13 protein-coding genes and 2 pseudogenes are annotated in these 17,822 nt (G+C 36.2%); 4 read left to right on the top strand and 11 right to left on the bottom strand.

Translation table 11 applies throughout. The features are described from left to right. Both BMZ06_RS08780 and sda read left to right on the top strand, forming a co-directional pair. A partial coding sequence (locus tag BMZ06_RS08780) for a SpaA isopeptide-forming pilin-related protein (RefSeq protein WP_175477841.1) occupies window positions 1-1,589 on the top strand: 1,589 nt, incomplete at its 5' end. Between the two features lie 924 nt (window positions 1,590-2,513). Continuing rightward, entirely contained in the window at window positions 2,514-2,684 is a 171-nt protein-coding gene (gene sda, locus BMZ06_RS08775; protein ID WP_089751682.1) for a sporulation histidine kinase inhibitor Sda, read from the top strand. 277 nt (window positions 2,685-2,961) lie between these two features. On the opposite strand, the gene BMZ06_RS08770 is transcribed toward sda, so the two are convergent. From BMZ06_RS08770 to BMZ06_RS08760, 3 genes are all read right to left on the bottom strand, one after another. Further along, the gene (locus BMZ06_RS08770) at window positions 2,962-4,095 is read right to left on the bottom strand and encodes a response regulator (RefSeq protein WP_089751681.1); all 1,134 of its coding nucleotides are present in this window, start codon (window positions 4,093-4,095) and stop codon (window positions 2,962-2,964) included. A 36-nt stretch (window positions 4,096-4,131) separates the two neighbouring features. Then, window positions 4,132-7,179 carry an ATP-binding protein gene (locus BMZ06_RS08765; protein ID WP_089751680.1) on the bottom strand — a complete coding sequence of 1,016 codons (3,048 nt, stop codon included), beginning with the start codon at window positions 7,177-7,179 and terminating at the stop codon, window positions 4,132-4,134. Window positions 7,180-8,067: 888 nt separating this feature from the next. Further along, the gene (locus tag BMZ06_RS08760) at window positions 8,068-8,427 is read right to left on the bottom strand and encodes a hypothetical protein (RefSeq protein WP_089751679.1); all 360 of its coding nucleotides are present in this window, start codon (window positions 8,425-8,427) and stop codon (window positions 8,068-8,070) included. Between the two features lie 639 nt (window positions 8,428-9,066). On the opposite strand from BMZ06_RS08760, the gene BMZ06_RS08755 reads away from it, so the two are divergent. Beyond that, on the top strand, window positions 9,067-9,441 hold the full coding sequence (locus tag BMZ06_RS08755; protein WP_089751678.1) for a hypothetical protein: 375 nt from the start codon (window positions 9,067-9,069) through the stop codon (window positions 9,439-9,441). A 177-nt stretch (window positions 9,442-9,618) separates the two neighbouring features. On the opposite strand, the pseudogene BMZ06_RS21040 reads toward BMZ06_RS08755, so the two are convergent. The 8 genes and pseudogenes from BMZ06_RS21040 to BMZ06_RS08715 form a co-directional block, all read right to left on the bottom strand. After that, window positions 9,619-9,878 (bottom strand): annotated as a pseudogene (locus BMZ06_RS21040) (prolipoprotein diacylglyceryl transferase family protein); the annotation flags it as partial. Between the two features lie 517 nt (window positions 9,879-10,395). Continuing rightward, on the bottom strand, window positions 10,396-11,322 hold the full coding sequence (locus BMZ06_RS08745) for an NAD-dependent epimerase/dehydratase family protein (RefSeq protein ID WP_089751677.1): 927 nt from the start codon (window positions 11,320-11,322) through the stop codon (window positions 10,396-10,398). Window positions 11,323-11,370: 48 nt separating this feature from the next. Then, window positions 11,371-12,639 (bottom strand): glycosyltransferase family 4 protein, encoded by a 1,269-nt coding sequence (locus BMZ06_RS08740; protein WP_245755988.1) that lies wholly within the window; start codon window positions 12,637-12,639, stop codon window positions 11,371-11,373. Window positions 12,640-12,668: 29 nt separating this feature from the next. Next, the gene (locus tag BMZ06_RS08735) at window positions 12,669-13,730 is read right to left on the bottom strand and encodes a phosphotransferase (protein WP_089751676.1); all 1,062 of its coding nucleotides are present in this window, start codon (window positions 13,728-13,730) and stop codon (window positions 12,669-12,671) included. Between the two features lie 2 nt (window positions 13,731-13,732). Then, window positions 13,733-14,911, bottom strand: coding sequence for a carboxylate--amine ligase (locus tag BMZ06_RS08730; RefSeq protein WP_089751675.1), 1,179 nt, complete (start codon window positions 14,909-14,911; stop codon window positions 13,733-13,735). Beyond that, entirely contained in the window at window positions 14,911-16,245 is a 1,335-nt protein-coding gene (locus BMZ06_RS08725; RefSeq protein WP_089751674.1) for a glycosyltransferase family 4 protein, read from the bottom strand. The genes BMZ06_RS08730 and BMZ06_RS08725 overlap by 1 nt, the downstream gene beginning before the upstream one ends. Further along, complete coding sequence (locus BMZ06_RS08720; protein WP_089751673.1) at window positions 16,242-16,898, bottom strand: PIG-L deacetylase family protein; 657 nt, start codon at window positions 16,896-16,898, stop codon at window positions 16,242-16,244. Before BMZ06_RS08720 ends, BMZ06_RS08725 begins: the two co-directional genes overlap by 4 nt. A gap of 92 nt (window positions 16,899-16,990) precedes the next feature. Beyond that, complete coding sequence (locus tag BMZ06_RS08715) at window positions 16,991-17,296, bottom strand: hypothetical protein (protein WP_089751672.1); 306 nt, start codon at window positions 17,294-17,296, stop codon at window positions 16,991-16,993. A 131-nt stretch (window positions 17,297-17,427) separates the two neighbouring features. On the opposite strand from BMZ06_RS08715, the pseudogene BMZ06_RS08710 reads away from it, so the two are divergent. After that, window positions 17,428-17,822 (top strand): annotated as a pseudogene (locus BMZ06_RS08710) (RNA-guided endonuclease TnpB family protein); the annotation flags it as partial.

Here is a 17,822-nt window from a genome sequence, read left to right as displayed (position 1 = left end):
ATGATGCAAAAACGTCAGAGGAAAGTGAAGAATCGGATTCTAATGTAGAAGAAGAAACTGACGAAGAAACAAAGGATTCTTCAAACGAAACAGAAAAGAATGATGCAAAAACGTCAGAAGAAAGTGAAGAATCGGATTCCAATGTAGAAAAGGATAGTGATGATTCTTCATCGACTGAAAAAGGTAGCGGTGAAGAAAAGGAAAGCATCAATAATACTTTAATCGCTCCTTTTTTAATGCAGCCCCTTGAAGCCGTAGCTGATGAAGGAGTTAATTTAGAAGCTTCGTGGGAGTCTGTTTTTGGTGAAGTGCAGTCAGGTCGAGATGCTCTATATGAACTAGAGTTGAAAGTTACCGGTTCACGAGAAGAATATTCGAATGGTTTACTTGTCCTTGATCTCCCGGATAATGAGAGTGTCCCGGTGATGTATTCTCAACTGGAAGATGAGCAAATCGGTGACACCTACTCAACGGATGAAAATGGTCTCATTCAAGTAGGAGATCTTCTATTTGGAGATTATTACTTCGTGGAAGTAGAAGCGCCGGAAGGCTATGCGTTAAGCAATGAACCTCTTCCTTTCACTGTGGACCTGCCTGGCACGATTTCAGAGTCAGGTGAAGTTACGGGTGAAATGGTAGAAGTCGAAAAAGACAACTATGAAATGCCGGAGATTGACAAGAAGATTGTGGACCCAGATACGGGTGACTTAGTCAATGAATTAGACATTAATCGGACGGCTGAATATGGGTACCAAATTGATTCCCAATTGCCGGGGAACATTCAGGATTATGTCGAATATTACGTTACCGATAACCTGGACGCTCGTCTTTCTTTAGTCGAAGATTCGATTGAAGTTACGGCAGATGGAGAACCATTTAATGGCGTCAATATCAGTGTAGAAGGTCAACTTATCACAGCAGAGGTAACAGACTTTGCCGCTCTCGAAGGTGTCAGCATGTTAACCATGACGTACACCGCTGCCATTAATCCAGCGGCTGAGTTGAACCCTGAAGAAACAGGTATTCCTAACGATGCAGCTTTATCATTTAATAATGATCAAGGTGAAGATGGGGATATTGAAACACCACCGACTACTGTACGACCAATTGATGGTGGTGTAACGGTGGTTAAGTTAGACGCCGATGACGGCAGTACCCTGGAAGGGGCTATCTTTGACCTGTTGGATGCAGAAGGAAACCAGGTACAACTACCGGAAAGTTCTGTAATCCGCGTTAACGGGGAGGAAGTAAGTTCTCTAGAAGGTTTAACCACAGATGAAGCTGGCCAGATTATCATTACAGGGTTAAACGTGGGTGACTATCAGCTGAAGGAAGTTCAAGCACCAACGTACACAGATGAAAATGGGGAAGAAAAAGCGTACAGACTTCCGGCTAAACCTTTCACAGTTACCATTACAGAAGAGTCAGCCGAGGAAAATCAAGTGAACGTGGAAAACTCGAAGTCTGGTTGGGAGATACCTGACACTGGCGGAAAGGGAACACTTGGATTTACATTGCTTGGTTCGGTTATTATGGTTACAGCTCTTCTTATCTTTTGGTTCAGACGAAAAAAGAATACTGGGGAATAATTAATAGCCTCACCCCTTAGTAGAGTAACCTAATTAACTAAGGCGTAATAATTTTAAGAAATGACATTGAAAAAACACCTAAACTACTACAGTCCTGTATTCAGCAGGACTGTGGTAGTTTAATTTGAAAAAAGGTCGTATATAGTAGAAAAATAATAAATGTGCGATTTTGACTAGTAATTATAATAAAATTTGTAGGTTGTCCTATTAGCAGTGTGCAGATTTCCTCCTACTATAATTATAATGGTAGGATTCGATATTTGTATAAAGTAGTGATAGAAATCTCGCTTTCCAACAGTAATACGTTGATTTTTGCATTCCCGAACAACCACATATCGCTTTAAAAAGTGGACTTTTCTTATAATTATTTTACAACTACAGATATTTCCGGACGACTTTCTTGCGACTTTTCCCATCATTTATACTCTACTCCGAAATTCTCAACTTTTTATGAGTTGGTGTAATTAACTATCACCTTCTAAACTTTTCGCTTCCACTAGATGGTTGACTTTTCTTTTGATGTTCTGAAAATAGTATTTGAAATTATTAGTTATGAGCTAACGGGTTTATACCTTAAACCGTGCGTCTAATCTTATCACTGTAAAATTCTATTATCGTAAACATTGTTCATTTACCTTTAGACTGTCGTGCATATTTATATTAAAAACCAAAATATGAAAGCTAGGACTCTCTTTTTTGGATCGTAAGGTACTTATCCTCATATAAAACAAGCTCATGCCAGGCTATTAAATCTAGAAGAGATCCGTATACGATTTATTATTTAGGAGATAATTTTTTTGATTTTATGTAATTATTAGTCGGGGTTAAAAGATGGAATAGTGAGAAATACCCATTTGGTGAACAGTTGATAAAAGAAACCGTGCAGGTTTAGTAAGGACCTCATTTTTTAAAGGAGCGGGTACTATGAAGTGGCTTTCCGACGAATTGCTCGTTGAAACATATCAAGCAGCTTTAATATTAGGTCTTTCAGATGATTTTATTAAATTAGTTTACATGGAACTAGAAGCCCGAGGTCTCTTAAACTCTTACGAAGAAGGTCAGAATAGAATATCCTCTGAATCCTTTCGACTTTAGCGAGAAGTGAAAGGAGGGTGTTATCAAAGCAGTTTCCCGTCCATCACAAGCGTTCTCCAAGGTGATAATAACTCGCTTTTAGCAATTTAAAACATTTTTTAATTTAACGATAACTGTTCGATTTTTTGTTCTGAATGCGCTTTTTTCTTCCTCATAACAAAAACACCTCCATTTGTCGATAATTACTGCTACGACTCAGGGGGTGTTTTTTCTGTCTTATTTAGCTATGTCGCTCCATAATGGATCTTTTTTTAGTATCCATTATGAGGCTGATAGTTCAATAAAGTAAATTTTCTTGTTTAAAATTATTATACCATCTATTAATTTCTGGACTTATACTTATACCAATTTCATACATGTTTTTTCTTAACTGATAGTATTGCTTTTCAACAAGAAAACTATTTCCTTGTTTTGCAAGAGCTTTCATTAACAATAGATGGGATTTCTCATCTTCAGAACTTATAGAGCATATTTTAGTTAACCATTCTTCAGCTTTTCTCCATTCCTTATTATCGTAATAATAAACGGCAATATCTGAGGCGATTTTATACCATGATTTTTCTAAACGATGTCTCTCAGGATCTGCCCATACAAAATCATCTTTTTCTAAATATGTGTTCGTAAACTTATACATAATTTTTTCGTAATCTGGTAATACTTCTGAACAAAGTGGTGGGAGAGACTCGATTCCTTTTTCCCACTCGATAAAATCGATCTTGACGTTTTGAGTAATTAAAATATAAGATTCATGTATATTTTTAATTGTTATATAACTTTTAAACCTCTTTAATGAATTTCGAATGTGATAAATGGATGTATATAACTGTGCAGAAGCTTTTTCAACATTAAAGTCAGGCCAAAGCATATACATCAGTTCAGTCTTAGGGATAGGCTTTCCATGGTTTTGAATTAGATAAATGAAAAGTTCACGAGCTTTAGTAGTTCTCCATTTGATTCTAACTACTTCATCGTTATTAAACTGAAAGCTTAAATCCCCAAATAGATTGATCTGAAGGGTTTGATCCATATATGATTCATTTTTGGAATAGAGTCTATAGTGTTTTTTAATTCGGTCTACAGTTTTCGAGACTCTTTGTTCAGATATTGGTTTTAATAAATAATCTTTTGCATTTAATTCAAATGCCTGAACGGCATAATTTTTAAAGGCTGTAACAAAAACAATAAACAAATCAGGGTTTATTTTTAGCAGACTTTTAGCAAGTTCGATGCCATTGATCCCGGGCATTTCAATATCTAGAAAAGCGCAATCAATATCCTTAATAAGACGTTCTTTCTCATACAAATCTATTGAAGTAAATTTGTCAGCCACTATTACATCATTTAACTTATTCAATTTAGATTCAAGAATATCCAACGCTAGTGGTTCATCGTCTATTAGAATGACCTTCATAGTCAATATCACCCCGAACTAATTATTCTAGGTTTCCTAAACCTTTGGAATTGTAAAGTGGATTATGGTCCCCTTGTCATCCTTATTATTGGAGATTTCCAGTCCCGTTCCAAATAACTGCTTTAAACGTCTATCCGTATTCATTAAACCAATTCCTATATCTCCTGATTCTTCTTTGCTATGGTCTGTATAAAATATGTGATTGATTTCTTCTGTGTTCATTCCTGGCCCATTGTCTTCAATAAATATTTCATATTCAGATGGCCGTTCTTTTATCCGGAGAGTAAGCCGTCCTCCTTCAACATTTTTTAAAATCCCATGAATCACCGCATTCTCTACTATGGTCTGTATGGCCAGAGGAGGGATTTTAAAGTCAATACAGTCTATATCCCAGTTTATCTGAACCTTATCTCTAAATCGTTCTTTCTGAATAAACAGATAAGATTTAACAAGATCCAGTTCTTTCCTCACGGGTATAAGCGATTCAGTGTTTAAGATATCAACATTTCTTCTTAAATAATTTCCGAATTCTTCTAATAGTCTAAGCATTAATTTTTTGTCAAATTCATTTAGGGAAACAATTGCATTTAAGGTGTTAAAAATAAAATGAGGTTTAATTTGTGCTTGAAGCCATGCAGCTTCAAATCTCATTTTTTCTTTGACAGATTTCCTTAATTGAGTTAAAGCTAGAACCCTAGCTTTAAATTCATAGTAATTTACAGGCTTTGATATATAATCATTAGCTTCATATAGAAAAACTGCTTTATTATCTTCTGGGCGATTTCTGGACGTAATTAATAATATGGGTAATTCTACCATTGAGTACTTCTCTCGAATAATTTTAGTTAATGAATAGCCAGACATGGATGGTAAGATTACAGCAACTATTAACAAATCAAAGCTATTACTTTTAATTAATTCCTGGGCTTCCTCTCCATCAAAGGCTGAAGTTATATTGTAACCATTTAATACTTTTCTATATATATTGATATTAAGTGGACTGTCTACAATTAAAATTCTTGCGGCATTTTCTTCCGATTCAGAAGCGCTTTCATTTAATCCCACATAAGGTTGTTCAAAATGATCCGGGATCGCCTCTAATAAGGGAAGGTTCTCAGTAAGTTCTTTTGCAGGATTGTTAGCTAGAAGCAGGGTGAAAGAAAAAGTAGATCCAACGCCTGGAGTAGATTCCGCACTAACCTCCCCCCCTTGCAATTCTACTAACTCCTTTGTAATGGATAATCCTAGCCCCATACCTTCTTTAAATGAAAGTAGGTTATCTGTATTTTTTTCGTACAGTCGAAAGATATCTATAAGATTACTTTTATGGATCCCTATGCCTGTATCTTTTACAGAAACTACAGCCATACCATTTTTAATTTTTGCCTCAATAGTAATTTCTCCACTGTTGGTAAATTTCCCGGCATTATGAATTAGGTTTAATAAAATTTGCATTAAGCGGTCTTTATCTGCTGAGACAGGAGGTAAATCAGAGGGAATTTTTAATTTAAATGTAATTGGTTTCTCCTCTAACAAAACGCTCACTATATCCACGGCAGCTGCAGCTATAGAGTAAAGATGTACATTTGTTATATCCAGTTTAATTCTTTTGTTTTTTATGTGATTCACATCTGAGATGTCATCTAATAAATAATTAACTTTATTTGTAAGGTTAACTATTAGATTCAAATTGTTCTTATCATCTTTTTTTATAGAACTATTGGGTTTATTTAGCGTACATTCCAAAATGTTTAATATTGATTGAATAGGATTTCGAAGTTCACGACTAGTATGAGTTATAAAGTCATCCTTTAATTTATCAGTGTACTCCAACTTCTTCCTTTGCTTTTCACTAGTCTTTATCAATCGAATGTGTCGAACAGCCAAATAGCAAGAAATCATTATGACCGCCATTAATGAATCAACTGGGTAGTAAGGAAAGTAAGTAATACTGGCGTTACGACCTACCTCCCATAAGAGATTTGACGTATAACTAATGAGAAAAAATAGTATGAAAATTATATGTGATTTTCCACTTAAGACCTGTTTTATAGTTATAAAGAATAAATATAGCAATCCAACTAAGAAAAATAAGACAATAAATAATTGCATATTATCTAAGTAGCGTATAGGTGTAACTAAGACCCCAAGCATAAAAGAAACATAAATTATACCGATACGATAGGGGTGTTTAATTTGGATCTCAAATAAGTGATTTAGAAATTGAATAATAGTAATCAGTATAGCCAAATGCGTTATGATGATGATTTTGTAATCTATCTCTATTGCAAAAGGGAGTTGGAGGATAACTGAATAATCAATCAATATTAAGAAACTAGAAACTGCTAACATCAATGCATAGTAAAGAAATTCTTTGTTTTTTCTCTTACTGTAAAAGTAAGTAAAAAAAGAATAAACACTATGAAGCGCAAAAACTATAGCTGCCCCTATTTGCAAGGATTGGTAGAATCTAGAGTCCGATAGAATCTTATTAGTAGTCCCCAACCCTACTTCCCCTATTATCCCGCCAACTGAAGGAATCTGGTTGTTTGAAACCTTAATGATTAATTCCATCTCTTTCGTATGGTGGTGGAAAAAAGTTGAGAACGACCCCCGTTTTGTAACAGTAGTAGAATTGATTGTATTGAATTCATTAATTTGTTTACCATTCAAAAATATTTCTCCCGCAGATACAAAAGTTTCAATTCGTAAAATAAGGAATGGATTAATATTTTCAGGTAGTAATATTTGAAGTCGGTATGTTCCTTTCCCGATGGCGCCAGGAGTTTGTTTATGATTTTCCATGTTCAACTTCCAATTACTGGGTACAAGGATGTATTCGTTAAATGGTGTATTGGTTGTAGTCAGCTCACCAGGTTGAAATTCCCATTCACCGCGTAGACTAACTTCTTTTTCCTCGTTGAAGTCCCAATTTCTTAGATCTATAACTCCTTTCTCTGCCGAGAATTCGGTATTAACATCAGTGTAGTTGATAAAAAATAATCTTAAACCTATTGCTATAAATATGTACAAAATGAGACTTACTATTAATATGGTGCGTGTAGTTCTAAAGTTCTTACTCATCGATGACTCCAATTCTTAGTAAAGATTAACATGTCCTATTGAGATATTTTATGAGCAAGGTAATTCCATCAGATTATGAGAATAAACCAAGTATTACATTTAAATCCTTATGTAGAAAGACATAGGTTAGATTTACCTCTGCCATGTTTTTGACCCATCTCGGAAAAGTAAAAGATCCATCTGTGCCATTAGTGAACCATTAGTTTTTAAAAAGTAGATTTGACTACTGGAATTAGATACTTAAGTAAATTGACTTGGATCCTCTACGTACATCTCTATATTCTAAAATGCCTGCCAGAAATAATCATGCCGCTTTTTTTGGAGGCTAGCATGTACGGTTATCCAAAAGTTGGCACACCTGGATTATTTCGATAGCTGTAAGCACCCTTATTTTAACCATAAAAACTTTTCAAAATCTATACATAACTTAGATATAAAATCCTGCTCTATTTTTACTACTATCAATTTAGATGAAATATGTTTTTTTAATATAGAAAAGATACTTCCGTAAGTTCCGATTAATAACTGAAAAAAAGAAAGAGCAATACAATTTTTCAATAAAAAAGATCGACTATAATGCGATTCCGTAATAAATTTGCTAACCTTCTAAACAATGTTTTGTTTTCATACTGCACCTGGGAAATGGTGTTTTTATTTTCCAATATGTTTGATTCTAATAGTGTTTCTTGAATGTGATAGAAAATGAAGATTAAAGATATTTTTTCTAAACAAACAGCAAATGAGCATGTAAATGGAAAAGTTAGTCTGGGGTATTTTTTAATATTGATGAAGTAATGTCTAAACACTTCAAATGCAATATGGGCCTAAATATCTAGAAAAATAAAATCTCCACAGTTGTTTAACTATAAACAACTGTGGAGATTCGCTTTATTTACGTACTGTGATATGCAATTTTTTTATTCCAAGGATCTTTGCTGAGCGAATCATGTGAGATACTTGCACTTCTGCTTCATTAATGAAGACATCTTGCTCTTCGATCCAAAAAATATCGGGGTCTTCATTCAATTTGATAGTTTCTTTAGGGGTACGGTTAGGGTTTGGATTTAATTCTATTGAATTAATTGGAACATCTACCCTACGGGGTTGTCCTCTAATTTTCCGACCATAGTAAATCACCGTTGAATATGGACAATTTGTTTCCTTCGCAATTTCAGTGTATTTTTTCTTGGAATTACTTACTAAGTCCAACACCATATCTTTATCATATGTATACTTTTTTCTTGACATGAATGATCCTCCCACATATTGTCAATGTTTTTTGTCAAATCTTGATAGCGTATATGATTATAGTTGTTTCTACTAAACAGAAAATATACAAAAATTTATGGGATATTATGTCCTGAATATTTATCTTTAACGTTATTACTAATGGACCGGCGGATCATCAAGCTAATAAAATTAAACAATTGCAATTAACAGACTGGGTAGAAAAGAAAAATGTTTTTATTTCTGGGCAAATAGGGATAGCTAAGCCAAGTATTGAGTAATTCGGGTAGTTGAGAAGGATGAAGGGTTGCCAGGCTTTAATCCGAAGAATCTATCTCTAAAACAATCAGAAATTTAATGACATATTAAAGTGGAAGTTAGACATGGAATAAAACTATGAGATTACATCCTGCTCTAGAAAAAAATTTCTATACTCGAAGCTAAAAGTAACCGTTTAAATGACTGGATTTTGACTGGATTAATTTAAATTTAGTCTAAATCTTAAAGACTCTTACGAGTGCTTTGGTTAGTGTAATAATCCCCATCCTTATTAAAAGCGGGTTGACTTCCTTTGTGATGTGGTCCTAATAAAAGAAATACGTGAATTCAGATAAGATTCACGTATTTCTTAAACTGAAGTAAAATAATGGAGGGGTGATTATGATGTGTTTGGACAGCGGTGCAATTGAACAACAGGTTAAAGGCTTTTTTATAGAAATCCAGGAAAATTCAATTTATAAACCGATAAAGTTAATTTTGGCTGACGGAACGTCTATACTTGTCCAGAATAATCCTGAATTTGAATTTCTAACTTCCACTGTTTTAATTGATAAAATAATTTTATCAGACGATAATGGAAAACTTTACTCTATAAAATCAAATTTGAATGGTTTACGCTTTGCAAAGGGCGAAATAAATTATTATGAATATTTATGGTATTGTAAAAGAGAAATCGGGATCGTAATAATCATACTGCTTGTGTCATTCCTTGTTTTAATTTCACTAGGGTGGATTTTAGTGAAATATTTAGTTTAGATAACCGCCATTTATTTTTGTAATTCATACAGATTTACAAGATCATTTACACACATAAATATGGCGTCCCTCTTATAAATAAAGTCAGGGGGCTACATGAAATAATACAAATTAGCGACTGGTCTTCACATTTTTTTAATCTATTCTATTGTATTGTACTTTTACTTTAAGGAAATATCCCCCGTGGTCTTCCTGGTTCATGAAGTTCCCCCAGCGTTCAATTGCTTGACCGAGGATAATACTTGGAGCAGCAATATCTACAAGTTTCAATAAAGGATATTACGCACCCTTGTAAAAATCATACCTGTTAAGGTGGCTCTGATTATTGCACCATGAATGGCGATCCCACCTTCCCAGATTGCAACTAAATCGATAAGAAATTTCTCAGCATAACGCTTCCGCTCGAATGCTACATAATAGATTCGTGCACATAATACTAATGGACGAAATGCATCCAGAAATGACGATTCAAGAAATAAGAAAGGTGTATATAACATGTAGGGTACGAATAGAGATGCACCTAGCAAGAATTTTAAAAAATGGAACATAACCAATGAGAATGAAAAAAGCTGACTCGGATTTATTCATCTGGGTCAGCTTTTCTATCCAACTATTTTGCTTGGCTTACGTTTGCGGACACTTTATCCTCCATACTGCAGTAAAGGTCTGTACCATGTTCTCCGGATTACTATATATACAATCTCTTCACCATAATAATTATCGATCTTATTCTCCTTAGATTTATAAACGTTACCTATCTAACTTTATGATGTTTGGATGAGAGTTTATTTTATTTTAAGTACTTTTATTGGTGGTTGTTTATGTTGGGGTTTTTTTAAAAAGAAAGTAAGAAACAGATTGAGCATAAAATTTTTTTCCTTAATCATTCACTATAAAGGAAAAGGGATTGGAATTCTCCAAACCCTTTTCCTTTGTGTTTGCTCGAGTTATGAATCACTCATCATTCTTCAATTTCGTTTTAAAATATTCAACAGTACTGTCTAAACCGGCGCTTAGATCATATTGAGGCTCCCATTTTAGATAGTTTAGAGCTTTAGAATTTAAAAGGTTACTGTGTAAAATATCTCCTTCCCGCTTCGCTACGTAGTTTGGCTTTTGCAAAGAGTGGAGTTGGTTTGAAAGGAGGGTATAGAGTAGATTGATGGATGTTTGAGTATTGCTGCCAATATTGATGATTTGGTTGTCTGCATTTGTAATGGCAAGAAGATTTGCCCGTGCTACATCATCTACGTAAACAAAGTCGCGTGTTTGGTTTCCATCTCCAAAAATAACCGGTGCTTCATTACGTAATAATTGTTCAATAAAGATGCTTATCACTCCACCTTCGCCATCCGATCGTTGTCTGGGGCCATAAACATTGGCGTAACGAAAGATAGTGTATGGAAGATTATAGAGCGTATTAAATAGTTTGATATACGTTTCAGATACTAATTTTGAGGTGCCATAAAAGGAAATCGGACTAGTAGAACTTTCTTCATGGATGGGTTCACTAGTGTAGCCGTATACGGCACTGGAAGAGGAGAAGATGAATTTTTTAACACCATATTTGATGCTATACTCCAACAACTTTACGGTTCCTAATACATTGACTGCTGTATCTTCTGCAGGGTTTTCAAGTGATTTAGCTACGCTTACTTGGGCAGCTAGATGCATAACAATGTCGGGTTTTTCTTTTTCAAAAATTCTCTCAACTTTTTCGCATAATAGATTTTTTTTATATATTTTGACTCCACTTGGCACGTTTTCCTTCCTGCCATTAGAGAAGTTGTCTAGAATAATCGGAGTGTGACCTTCAGCTAGCAATAGATTTACTAGTTGTGAACCGATAAATCCGGCACCACCTGTAACTAAAATCTTCATGTATGATCCTGGATCATTTCATTCTCCCTCATGATGAGGCTCCTTTCTTCATAGATATATTTGATAGATCTGTTCGAATTTTCTCGTCATAACTTCACTGGTAAGGTGTTGACGTGCATAGGATTCAGCAGCCTTAGCAAACCTATAACGTTCTTCCTTATTCGTTATGAAACGCTTTATCGCATGGGCCAGTTGTTCGACGTTACCTGGTTCACAAAGTATGCCTGTTTCTTCATGTTGAACCATTTCCGGGATTCCGCCACATGTGGTGGAGATGACTGCTTGGCGGGAAAACATTGCTTCCATGACGGATAGGGGGAAGTTGTCATTCACTGTAGCTAACACGTAGATGTCCGACATGGAAAGAATATAGGGTATATCGTGCCGTTTCCCAAAAAAGGTTACGTTATTTAGCTTAAGTTCTTTCGCTTGTTCCATTAGTTTTTCCTTCATGACACCATCACCGACAATCCATACTTCTACATTAGTCAGGTGTTCACGAATCTTGGATAATGCTTTTAAAAGAAGACCATGACCTTTACGTGGAGATAGACGCGAAACACACGTTAGGATGATGTTTTCATGATTTTTATGAGGTAGGGGGTTAAAATCAATGCCCGTATGAACGGTGGTCATCCTTTCTTCTTTTGCACCGAAATCTATTAAGTTAGGTCGAAAGGAATCTGAAATCATCACGATTTCAGTACTTGCTTCAATACCTACTTTCTCAATTTCAGTAAAGTAGGCTTCTTCAATGGAACCTTTCTGTATTTTATTGAATTTTAAGCGGCTTTTCGTAAAGAACCCGTGAGGCGTAAAGAGTAAGGGTTTTTGGTACGTTTGGTTTAAATGTCCTAGGATGAAGAGGGCAAAAAGGTCTTGAGCGTGTATGATGTCATATTGCTGGAGATTTTTTTCTTTTAGGAACCACTCAAATACATGAAGGTAACTGAGATTTTTAACGATTTTTTCATTGATTAATCCGTAGCGTCCATTCATAAACTTACGGGCTTCAAATTCAGCTTCAGGAATCCACCCTTCCAGCTGCTCTGAAGGCATGTGATTGGGCGCTAGTACATCGACACTATGCCCCATCTTAGTAAAACCGTTTTTTAAAGAAGTGATATAGTGAGATAATCCACCCGTATGAGGGTATTGGAAAAATGTAACGTATAAGATTTTCATGGGTTTTGAATCATTACCTTTTCTCTTCTTACCGAATGATTGGAGTGTGAGAGGCTTCTTATAGTCTTTTTCCATACCATAATACTGATCCATGATGGCAAGCAGAGAGGGATGAATGCTGAAAGAGGGCATTCGACTCAAGTTTTCTCATCCTTTCGTATCTATTTATAGATTCCCAGTTCACTTCCCCAGGTAGATATCTTTTCTAAATGGTAGGGAAGAAGCTCACCTCCACGGTTATCAAAGATACGTCTCAGCTGAGTGTGCAATCCTTTTTCAAGGGTTCGTTGAAGGTACGCCATTTTGTATAAATGAATGGGTTTGGTTTTAAACTTGATTCCATATTTCTTCATTTCATTCGTGTACACGTCGACGGCATGGGTTCGAATTTCTTCTGCATTGCATTGCCAATCTTTCCGAAAACCTAGTAAGATTTCTACCAGGACAATCATATCAAACCATGTCGGAGCATATTTGGCAGATTCCCAATCGATAAATTGAATCGCCCAGGGTTCGTTTTTGCTGACATCTTTAGAACAAATATTCTGCATATGAAGATCTCCATGTGTAATGGAATATCCGCTTGTCAATAGTTCCGGAAAGAAGTCAGGACCGTTGCTATATAAGTTTTTTAATGGCTTATAATGTGGTTTGATTATGTCTCTCAATTGTTTATCCTTCGTGGCATCGTCTAGAAAGGTCATTGTATTTGAGATAAATTTTTCCCGATCTTTTTTCATTTTTCCCGAATTGTAAATGGGAAGCCAATTTTGAAAAATGCTTTTTTCTTTCTTGAAATTTTCTTCGTGTGTGTGGGCGTGAAGTTTAGCAAGGGTTGGAATAATATAATCAAAATGTTTAGGAGTGAAGGTCAGTTGTCCGCGAATTTGGCGAACGAACTCCATGAACACCCAAGTATCATCTCCATGTTTCTCCATCAGATAGATTTTAGGAAGAAACTCTTTTAAAAAAGGATAGGCTTGACTGTAGACATTAATCTCGATTTCATTTTTGTATTTGTTAGAATGGTAGATTTTAAAAATGATAGGGAGGGTGTCGGTGTTTTTTTGTAGCGAAAGCTGGTAAATGCTGCTTCTTTTAGTTGATTTAAGGTTTTGGATGGATGAAGCCTGAATGGTAACTTTATTTCCAAGGGAGCTGGAGAGTTTTTCTTCGATTCCATGTTTATGAAACATAGCATTCAATTCTTGTGGTGTATTCATACTCAATCACTCCTTCGCTTTCTTTTCCACGTATTCCGCAGGTGAGACATGGTACTCCTGATAAATGGCATAGGATCATCAAAGGCTAGAAGAGCGAATACTTTTTTTCCTTTGAGTCCATAAAAGAAGTCTTTTAAGCTCATTTCACCATTTTTTCTTTTTTCAAGATAGGTAAGGAAGTAACGTACTAGATAAATCCAATGCACCCCGGAAATTTGCTGAAGTTTTGGAGAGGGGCGTTGACCTGTAAGGTACAGGTAATATTGATGGGCAAAGTCAACTCCGGAATGACCGGTTAAACTATGGGACAGCCAAAACCTGGGGTTGATTTCAATGAGCTTATATTGTCCATCCCGTGGATCTTTTTTATATTCAATCATACCTACTCCCTTTAGTGTTAACTCCTTCAATAATGGAACACCTACATCGACCAGGTCAGGTATTCGTTTGCTCACGATATGCGCTCCCGTTCCGAATTGTGAAGGAAATTGGTGGTTCTTTTGGAGAGTGAAAAGAGCAAGTAATTCCATATCCTCCCCGAAAAATGCAGCCACTTTATAGAAACACTGGTTATCTCCAGGGATGATCTCCTGAATAATAAGATCACCGAACTCTCGATAAATAGGATAGTTTTTCTTTAACTGGATGGCGTCTTGAATATGAATGGCTTTCTTATTTACATGTTTTCTGAATTCATGTCCGAATACTGGCTTTAAGATACATGGGAATTCTAATTGAGTAATCGCCTCATCGAGCTGCTCTTCATTTTCCACAAAAAAGGTTTTAGCTGTTGGGATGTTATATTTCATTGCTAATTCATAGGTTTTCTTTTTATCTAATAAATCCATAATCAAAGAGTGATCAGGATACAAAAACAGGTAGTACTGGGATAATTCGTTCCTGTATTTTGAGATAAAGACAACATAATCATCTGCACCTGCGTAAAGCACAGGCTTCTTATCAAGATCCATCGCTATTCCTTTTAAAAATGACAGCAGCTCTGCTTCTTGGTTCAAGGGGCTTGGGCATATCCCACATAGTGCAAGTCTTGATTTTCCCTTTGAATATGGACCTTCTGTATCAAATGCATATACATCAATTCCTTTTCGGGAAAGGGCATGAATGATGCCAACTCCATTAGCGCTTAAATCAAGGACAACAGCTGGATGTGATGACGACATCATTTTTCCCCCGAAGCTATTAGATTTTGGTAAATCACTTCAATCCTGCCTACCATGGCCTCCCGGGTGAGGTGACTTTTGGCATATTGATGCGCATTGCCGCCAAGTTTCTTTCGCAATGCTTCATTTCCAATCAAGTGTTGGAGTTGAGTTGCTAACTGATGGACATTTCCTGGCTCAACAATAATTCCGGTTTCATTATGATGAACGATTTCTGTAATACCGCCACAATCAGTTGTCAGAATCGCTACACCGCCATGCATGGCTTCAATAACGGAAATGGGAAGGTTGTCATTAATCGTTGGAAGAACAAATATATCTGTTTCACTTAATATGGAAGGAATATCATCCCGCTTTCCTAAGAATCGTACGTTGGATAGTCTCAACGATTTGACTTGAGCTTCAAGCGCTTCACGCATTTCCCCGTCTCCGACAATTTGTACCTCAACCTGATGACTTGTTTCATTCATGCGAGATAGGGCATTAAGTAAATCCGAATGTCCCTTTCTAGGTCCAAGTCTTGCAATGCATGAAATCACAATTTTTTCACTCGTTTTACCGCGATCAATGGTTTTAAAATCAATCCCTGTATTAATTGTTGTCAGATACGCAGATTTTGCTCCAAGTGAACTCAATGGATCACGGAAAGAGTCACTTAAAATGACCATATGGGTCGCATATTCAATAGCTTTTTTCTCAATTTTTTTGTAATACACTTCTTCTACTGACCCTTTTTCAATTCGGTTAAATTTGACTCTGTTAAAGGTGAACATGCCATGTGGGGTGAAAAGAAGAGGTTTGCCTAAATCCTCATTGAATCTCCCTAATATATTGGCTGTGAATAAATCCTGGGCATGAAGTATATCGTAGTTTTCCAGTTTCACAGATTTCATCATCTGTTCATAAATGTAGAGTAATCGAGAGCTCTGTATGATTTTGCTTGTATATGATCCGTATCGATGTTTAAAAAAAGTTTTTAATTCCGGAACAATCACCTCACGCAGCTTTTCTACCTCCATTTTTGAAAACTGATTCGGAGCAATGACATCCACTTTGTGGCCTAAAGACCTCAAGCCTTCTCTTAAAGTAGTAATGTAATTGGAAAGACCACCTGTATGAGGATAGTCCCAAAAAGTCGCTATCAGAATGGATAATTTCTTGCGTCCAGGTTTACTTTTCATCTTTTTCGTATTTAATTTCTTTTTGTGTTCTTTTTTCCGTTCAGAACCTTTCCCCTCATCCTTTATTTTTGCCGTTATGGGCTTTGATTTTACTCCATAATATTTGTCGAGAGCATAAACAAGGTAAGGGTAAGGAAAAATTAGTTCCTTCATTTCCAGACCCTCCTTATTACTTCAAATGCTTCCGCATACGGTACTCCAACCGTCATACCTCGAACACTTGCCAACCGTTTGACTCCCTCATAGGAACGTGGGTGTGGAAACTCTCGCATTTCCACTTCATAATGTTTTAAGGAAGCAATTTTCTGAACAATCACCGTTGAAATGTTCACATAATAGTTTGGTTTAAATTGCTTATCATTTGTCTGGGTATTCCATTCACTTGAGGATACCGTTTCAAATGTGATCAATTCAATCGGTTGTCTATCTGGTAGCGGACGAACCGCTGTTAATACTGCTTGAAACGTAATTTGGTGATCAATATTCACATCGCCGTAATGATGGGTAAAAATCTTAGTAGGTTGATAGATATCAATTAATTTTTCGATTTCCTTGGTAAATAGATGAAGAGGTATCATTTCTAATTCCAGGTTAGGATGCTCCAGAAAAATAACTTCTTCTATTCCAATCTCTTTGTTTGCTTTTCGGGCAAGCTGTTGGATATGATGAGCCTCTTCCTTTCTTCCGTTTGCTGTAATGATTGATACGACTCTATTTCCTTGATCTACTAACCTTTTTAGCGTACCAGCTGTCCCCAATAGTTCATCATCTGGATGTGCTGCTATGACCAATACAGTTTCTTTCATTCCCTTCACCTCATTCTGATCTCTATTACATTACTATATGTATCCCTTTATATTGTCGAAACAGACACTAGCACAGGGCTAATGTCTGTTTCTTATTTTTTCTCTTTCGATTGACCAATACTAATTCCACCGCCGATAATTTGTAACCGTACATATCCATCACCATCAATCCATATAAAGAAATCAGGTCCGGCTGTTAAAAATGTTCCTCGCTGATCGAGTAGTTTACTTCCTGCATATACTTTGATTTTGTCGCCAAGTGTGAAATATTTATTCAAAATCGTGGTAGGGAAGTCGTCTTTATCCTTGGTAGGAGAAATTGATTTAGCCCCATTACTTGATAGAGGTAGACATTTTTTATGTTCATAACCATTTCCGGATCTTGTGTTTTTTTTCATGCTTATTCACTCCTTTTTATCATTCATCAGCAGAAGACTCCCTCTTCAAGCGCCGTGTCGAAGACCGGTGGTGAGGGGAGATGAATGCCGTTGCCGTAAGGCGATGCCTTTGAATATTCTCCCTTCCGTGATATGCCAAGCGTCATGAAGTGAAAGATCGCATCTTGAGTGCGACGGTTCGCCGCAATCCGACCGGAAAATATTCTGTATCGATTCTTGTTAAAACAGATATTCAGGAACTTCCTAAATCCAACGCTTACGTTGGCATTGATCTCGGATTGAAAGACTTCGCTGTTCTATCGAATGGCACCACCTATGAAAACCCACGATACCTACGTAAGACCGAAAAGAAACTAGCAAAAGCTCAACGTATCCTTTCCCGAAGGGAAAAGGGTTCTTCGAATTGGCATAAGCAACGTATTAAAGTAGCCAGACTCCACGAAAAGATTGCGAACGCTCGCAAGGATTATCTGCATAAAATTTCTACCGAAATCATCAAAAACCACGATGTGATCGGGGTAGAAAA

The organism is Halobacillus alkaliphilus (assembly GCF_900113125.1).
Lineage (GTDB): Bacteria > Bacillota > Bacilli > Bacillales > Halobacillaceae > Halobacillus > Halobacillus alkaliphilus.
This window is presented reverse-complemented; position numbering and strand designations above follow the sequence as displayed.

What these genes read in the sequence shown, in the direction of transcription:
- BMZ06_RS08760 (WP_089751679.1), bottom strand. Translation starts at nt 8,427, where the DNA reads ATGTCAAGAAAAAAGTATACATATGATAAAGATATGGTGTTGGACTTA.
- sda (WP_089751682.1), top strand. Translation starts at nt 2,514, where the DNA reads ATGAAGTGGCTTTCCGACGAATTGCTCGTTGAAACATATCAAGCAGCT.
- BMZ06_RS08740 (WP_245755988.1), bottom strand. Translation starts at nt 12,639, where the DNA reads ATGCCCTCTTTCAGCATTCATCCCTCTCTGCTTGCCATCATGGATCAG.
- BMZ06_RS08770 (WP_089751681.1), bottom strand. Translation starts at nt 4,095, where the DNA reads ATGAAGGTCATTCTAATAGACGATGAACCACTAGCGTTGGATATTCTT.
- BMZ06_RS08765 (WP_089751680.1), bottom strand. Translation starts at nt 7,179, where the DNA reads ATGAGTAAGAACTTTAGAACTACACGCACCATATTAATAGTAAGTCTC.
- BMZ06_RS08735 (WP_089751676.1), bottom strand. Translation starts at nt 13,730, where the DNA reads ATGAATACACCACAAGAATTGAATGCTATGTTTCATAAACATGGAATC.
- BMZ06_RS08720 (WP_089751673.1), bottom strand. Translation starts at nt 16,898, where the DNA reads ATGAAAGAAACTGTATTGGTCATAGCAGCACATCCAGATGATGAACTA.
- BMZ06_RS08715 (WP_089751672.1), bottom strand. Translation starts at nt 17,296, where the DNA reads ATGAAAAAAAACACAAGATCCGGAAATGGTTATGAACATAAAAAATGT.
- BMZ06_RS08725 (WP_089751674.1), bottom strand. Translation starts at nt 16,245, where the DNA reads ATGAAGGAACTAATTTTTCCTTACCCTTACCTTGTTTATGCTCTCGAC.
- BMZ06_RS08755 (WP_089751678.1), top strand. Translation starts at nt 9,067, where the DNA reads ATGATGTGTTTGGACAGCGGTGCAATTGAACAACAGGTTAAAGGCTTT.
- BMZ06_RS08730 (WP_089751675.1), bottom strand. Translation starts at nt 14,911, where the DNA reads ATGTCGTCATCACATCCAGCTGTTGTCCTTGATTTAAGCGCTAATGGA.
- BMZ06_RS08745 (WP_089751677.1), bottom strand. Translation starts at nt 11,322, where the DNA reads ATGAAGATTTTAGTTACAGGTGGTGCCGGATTTATCGGTTCACAACTA.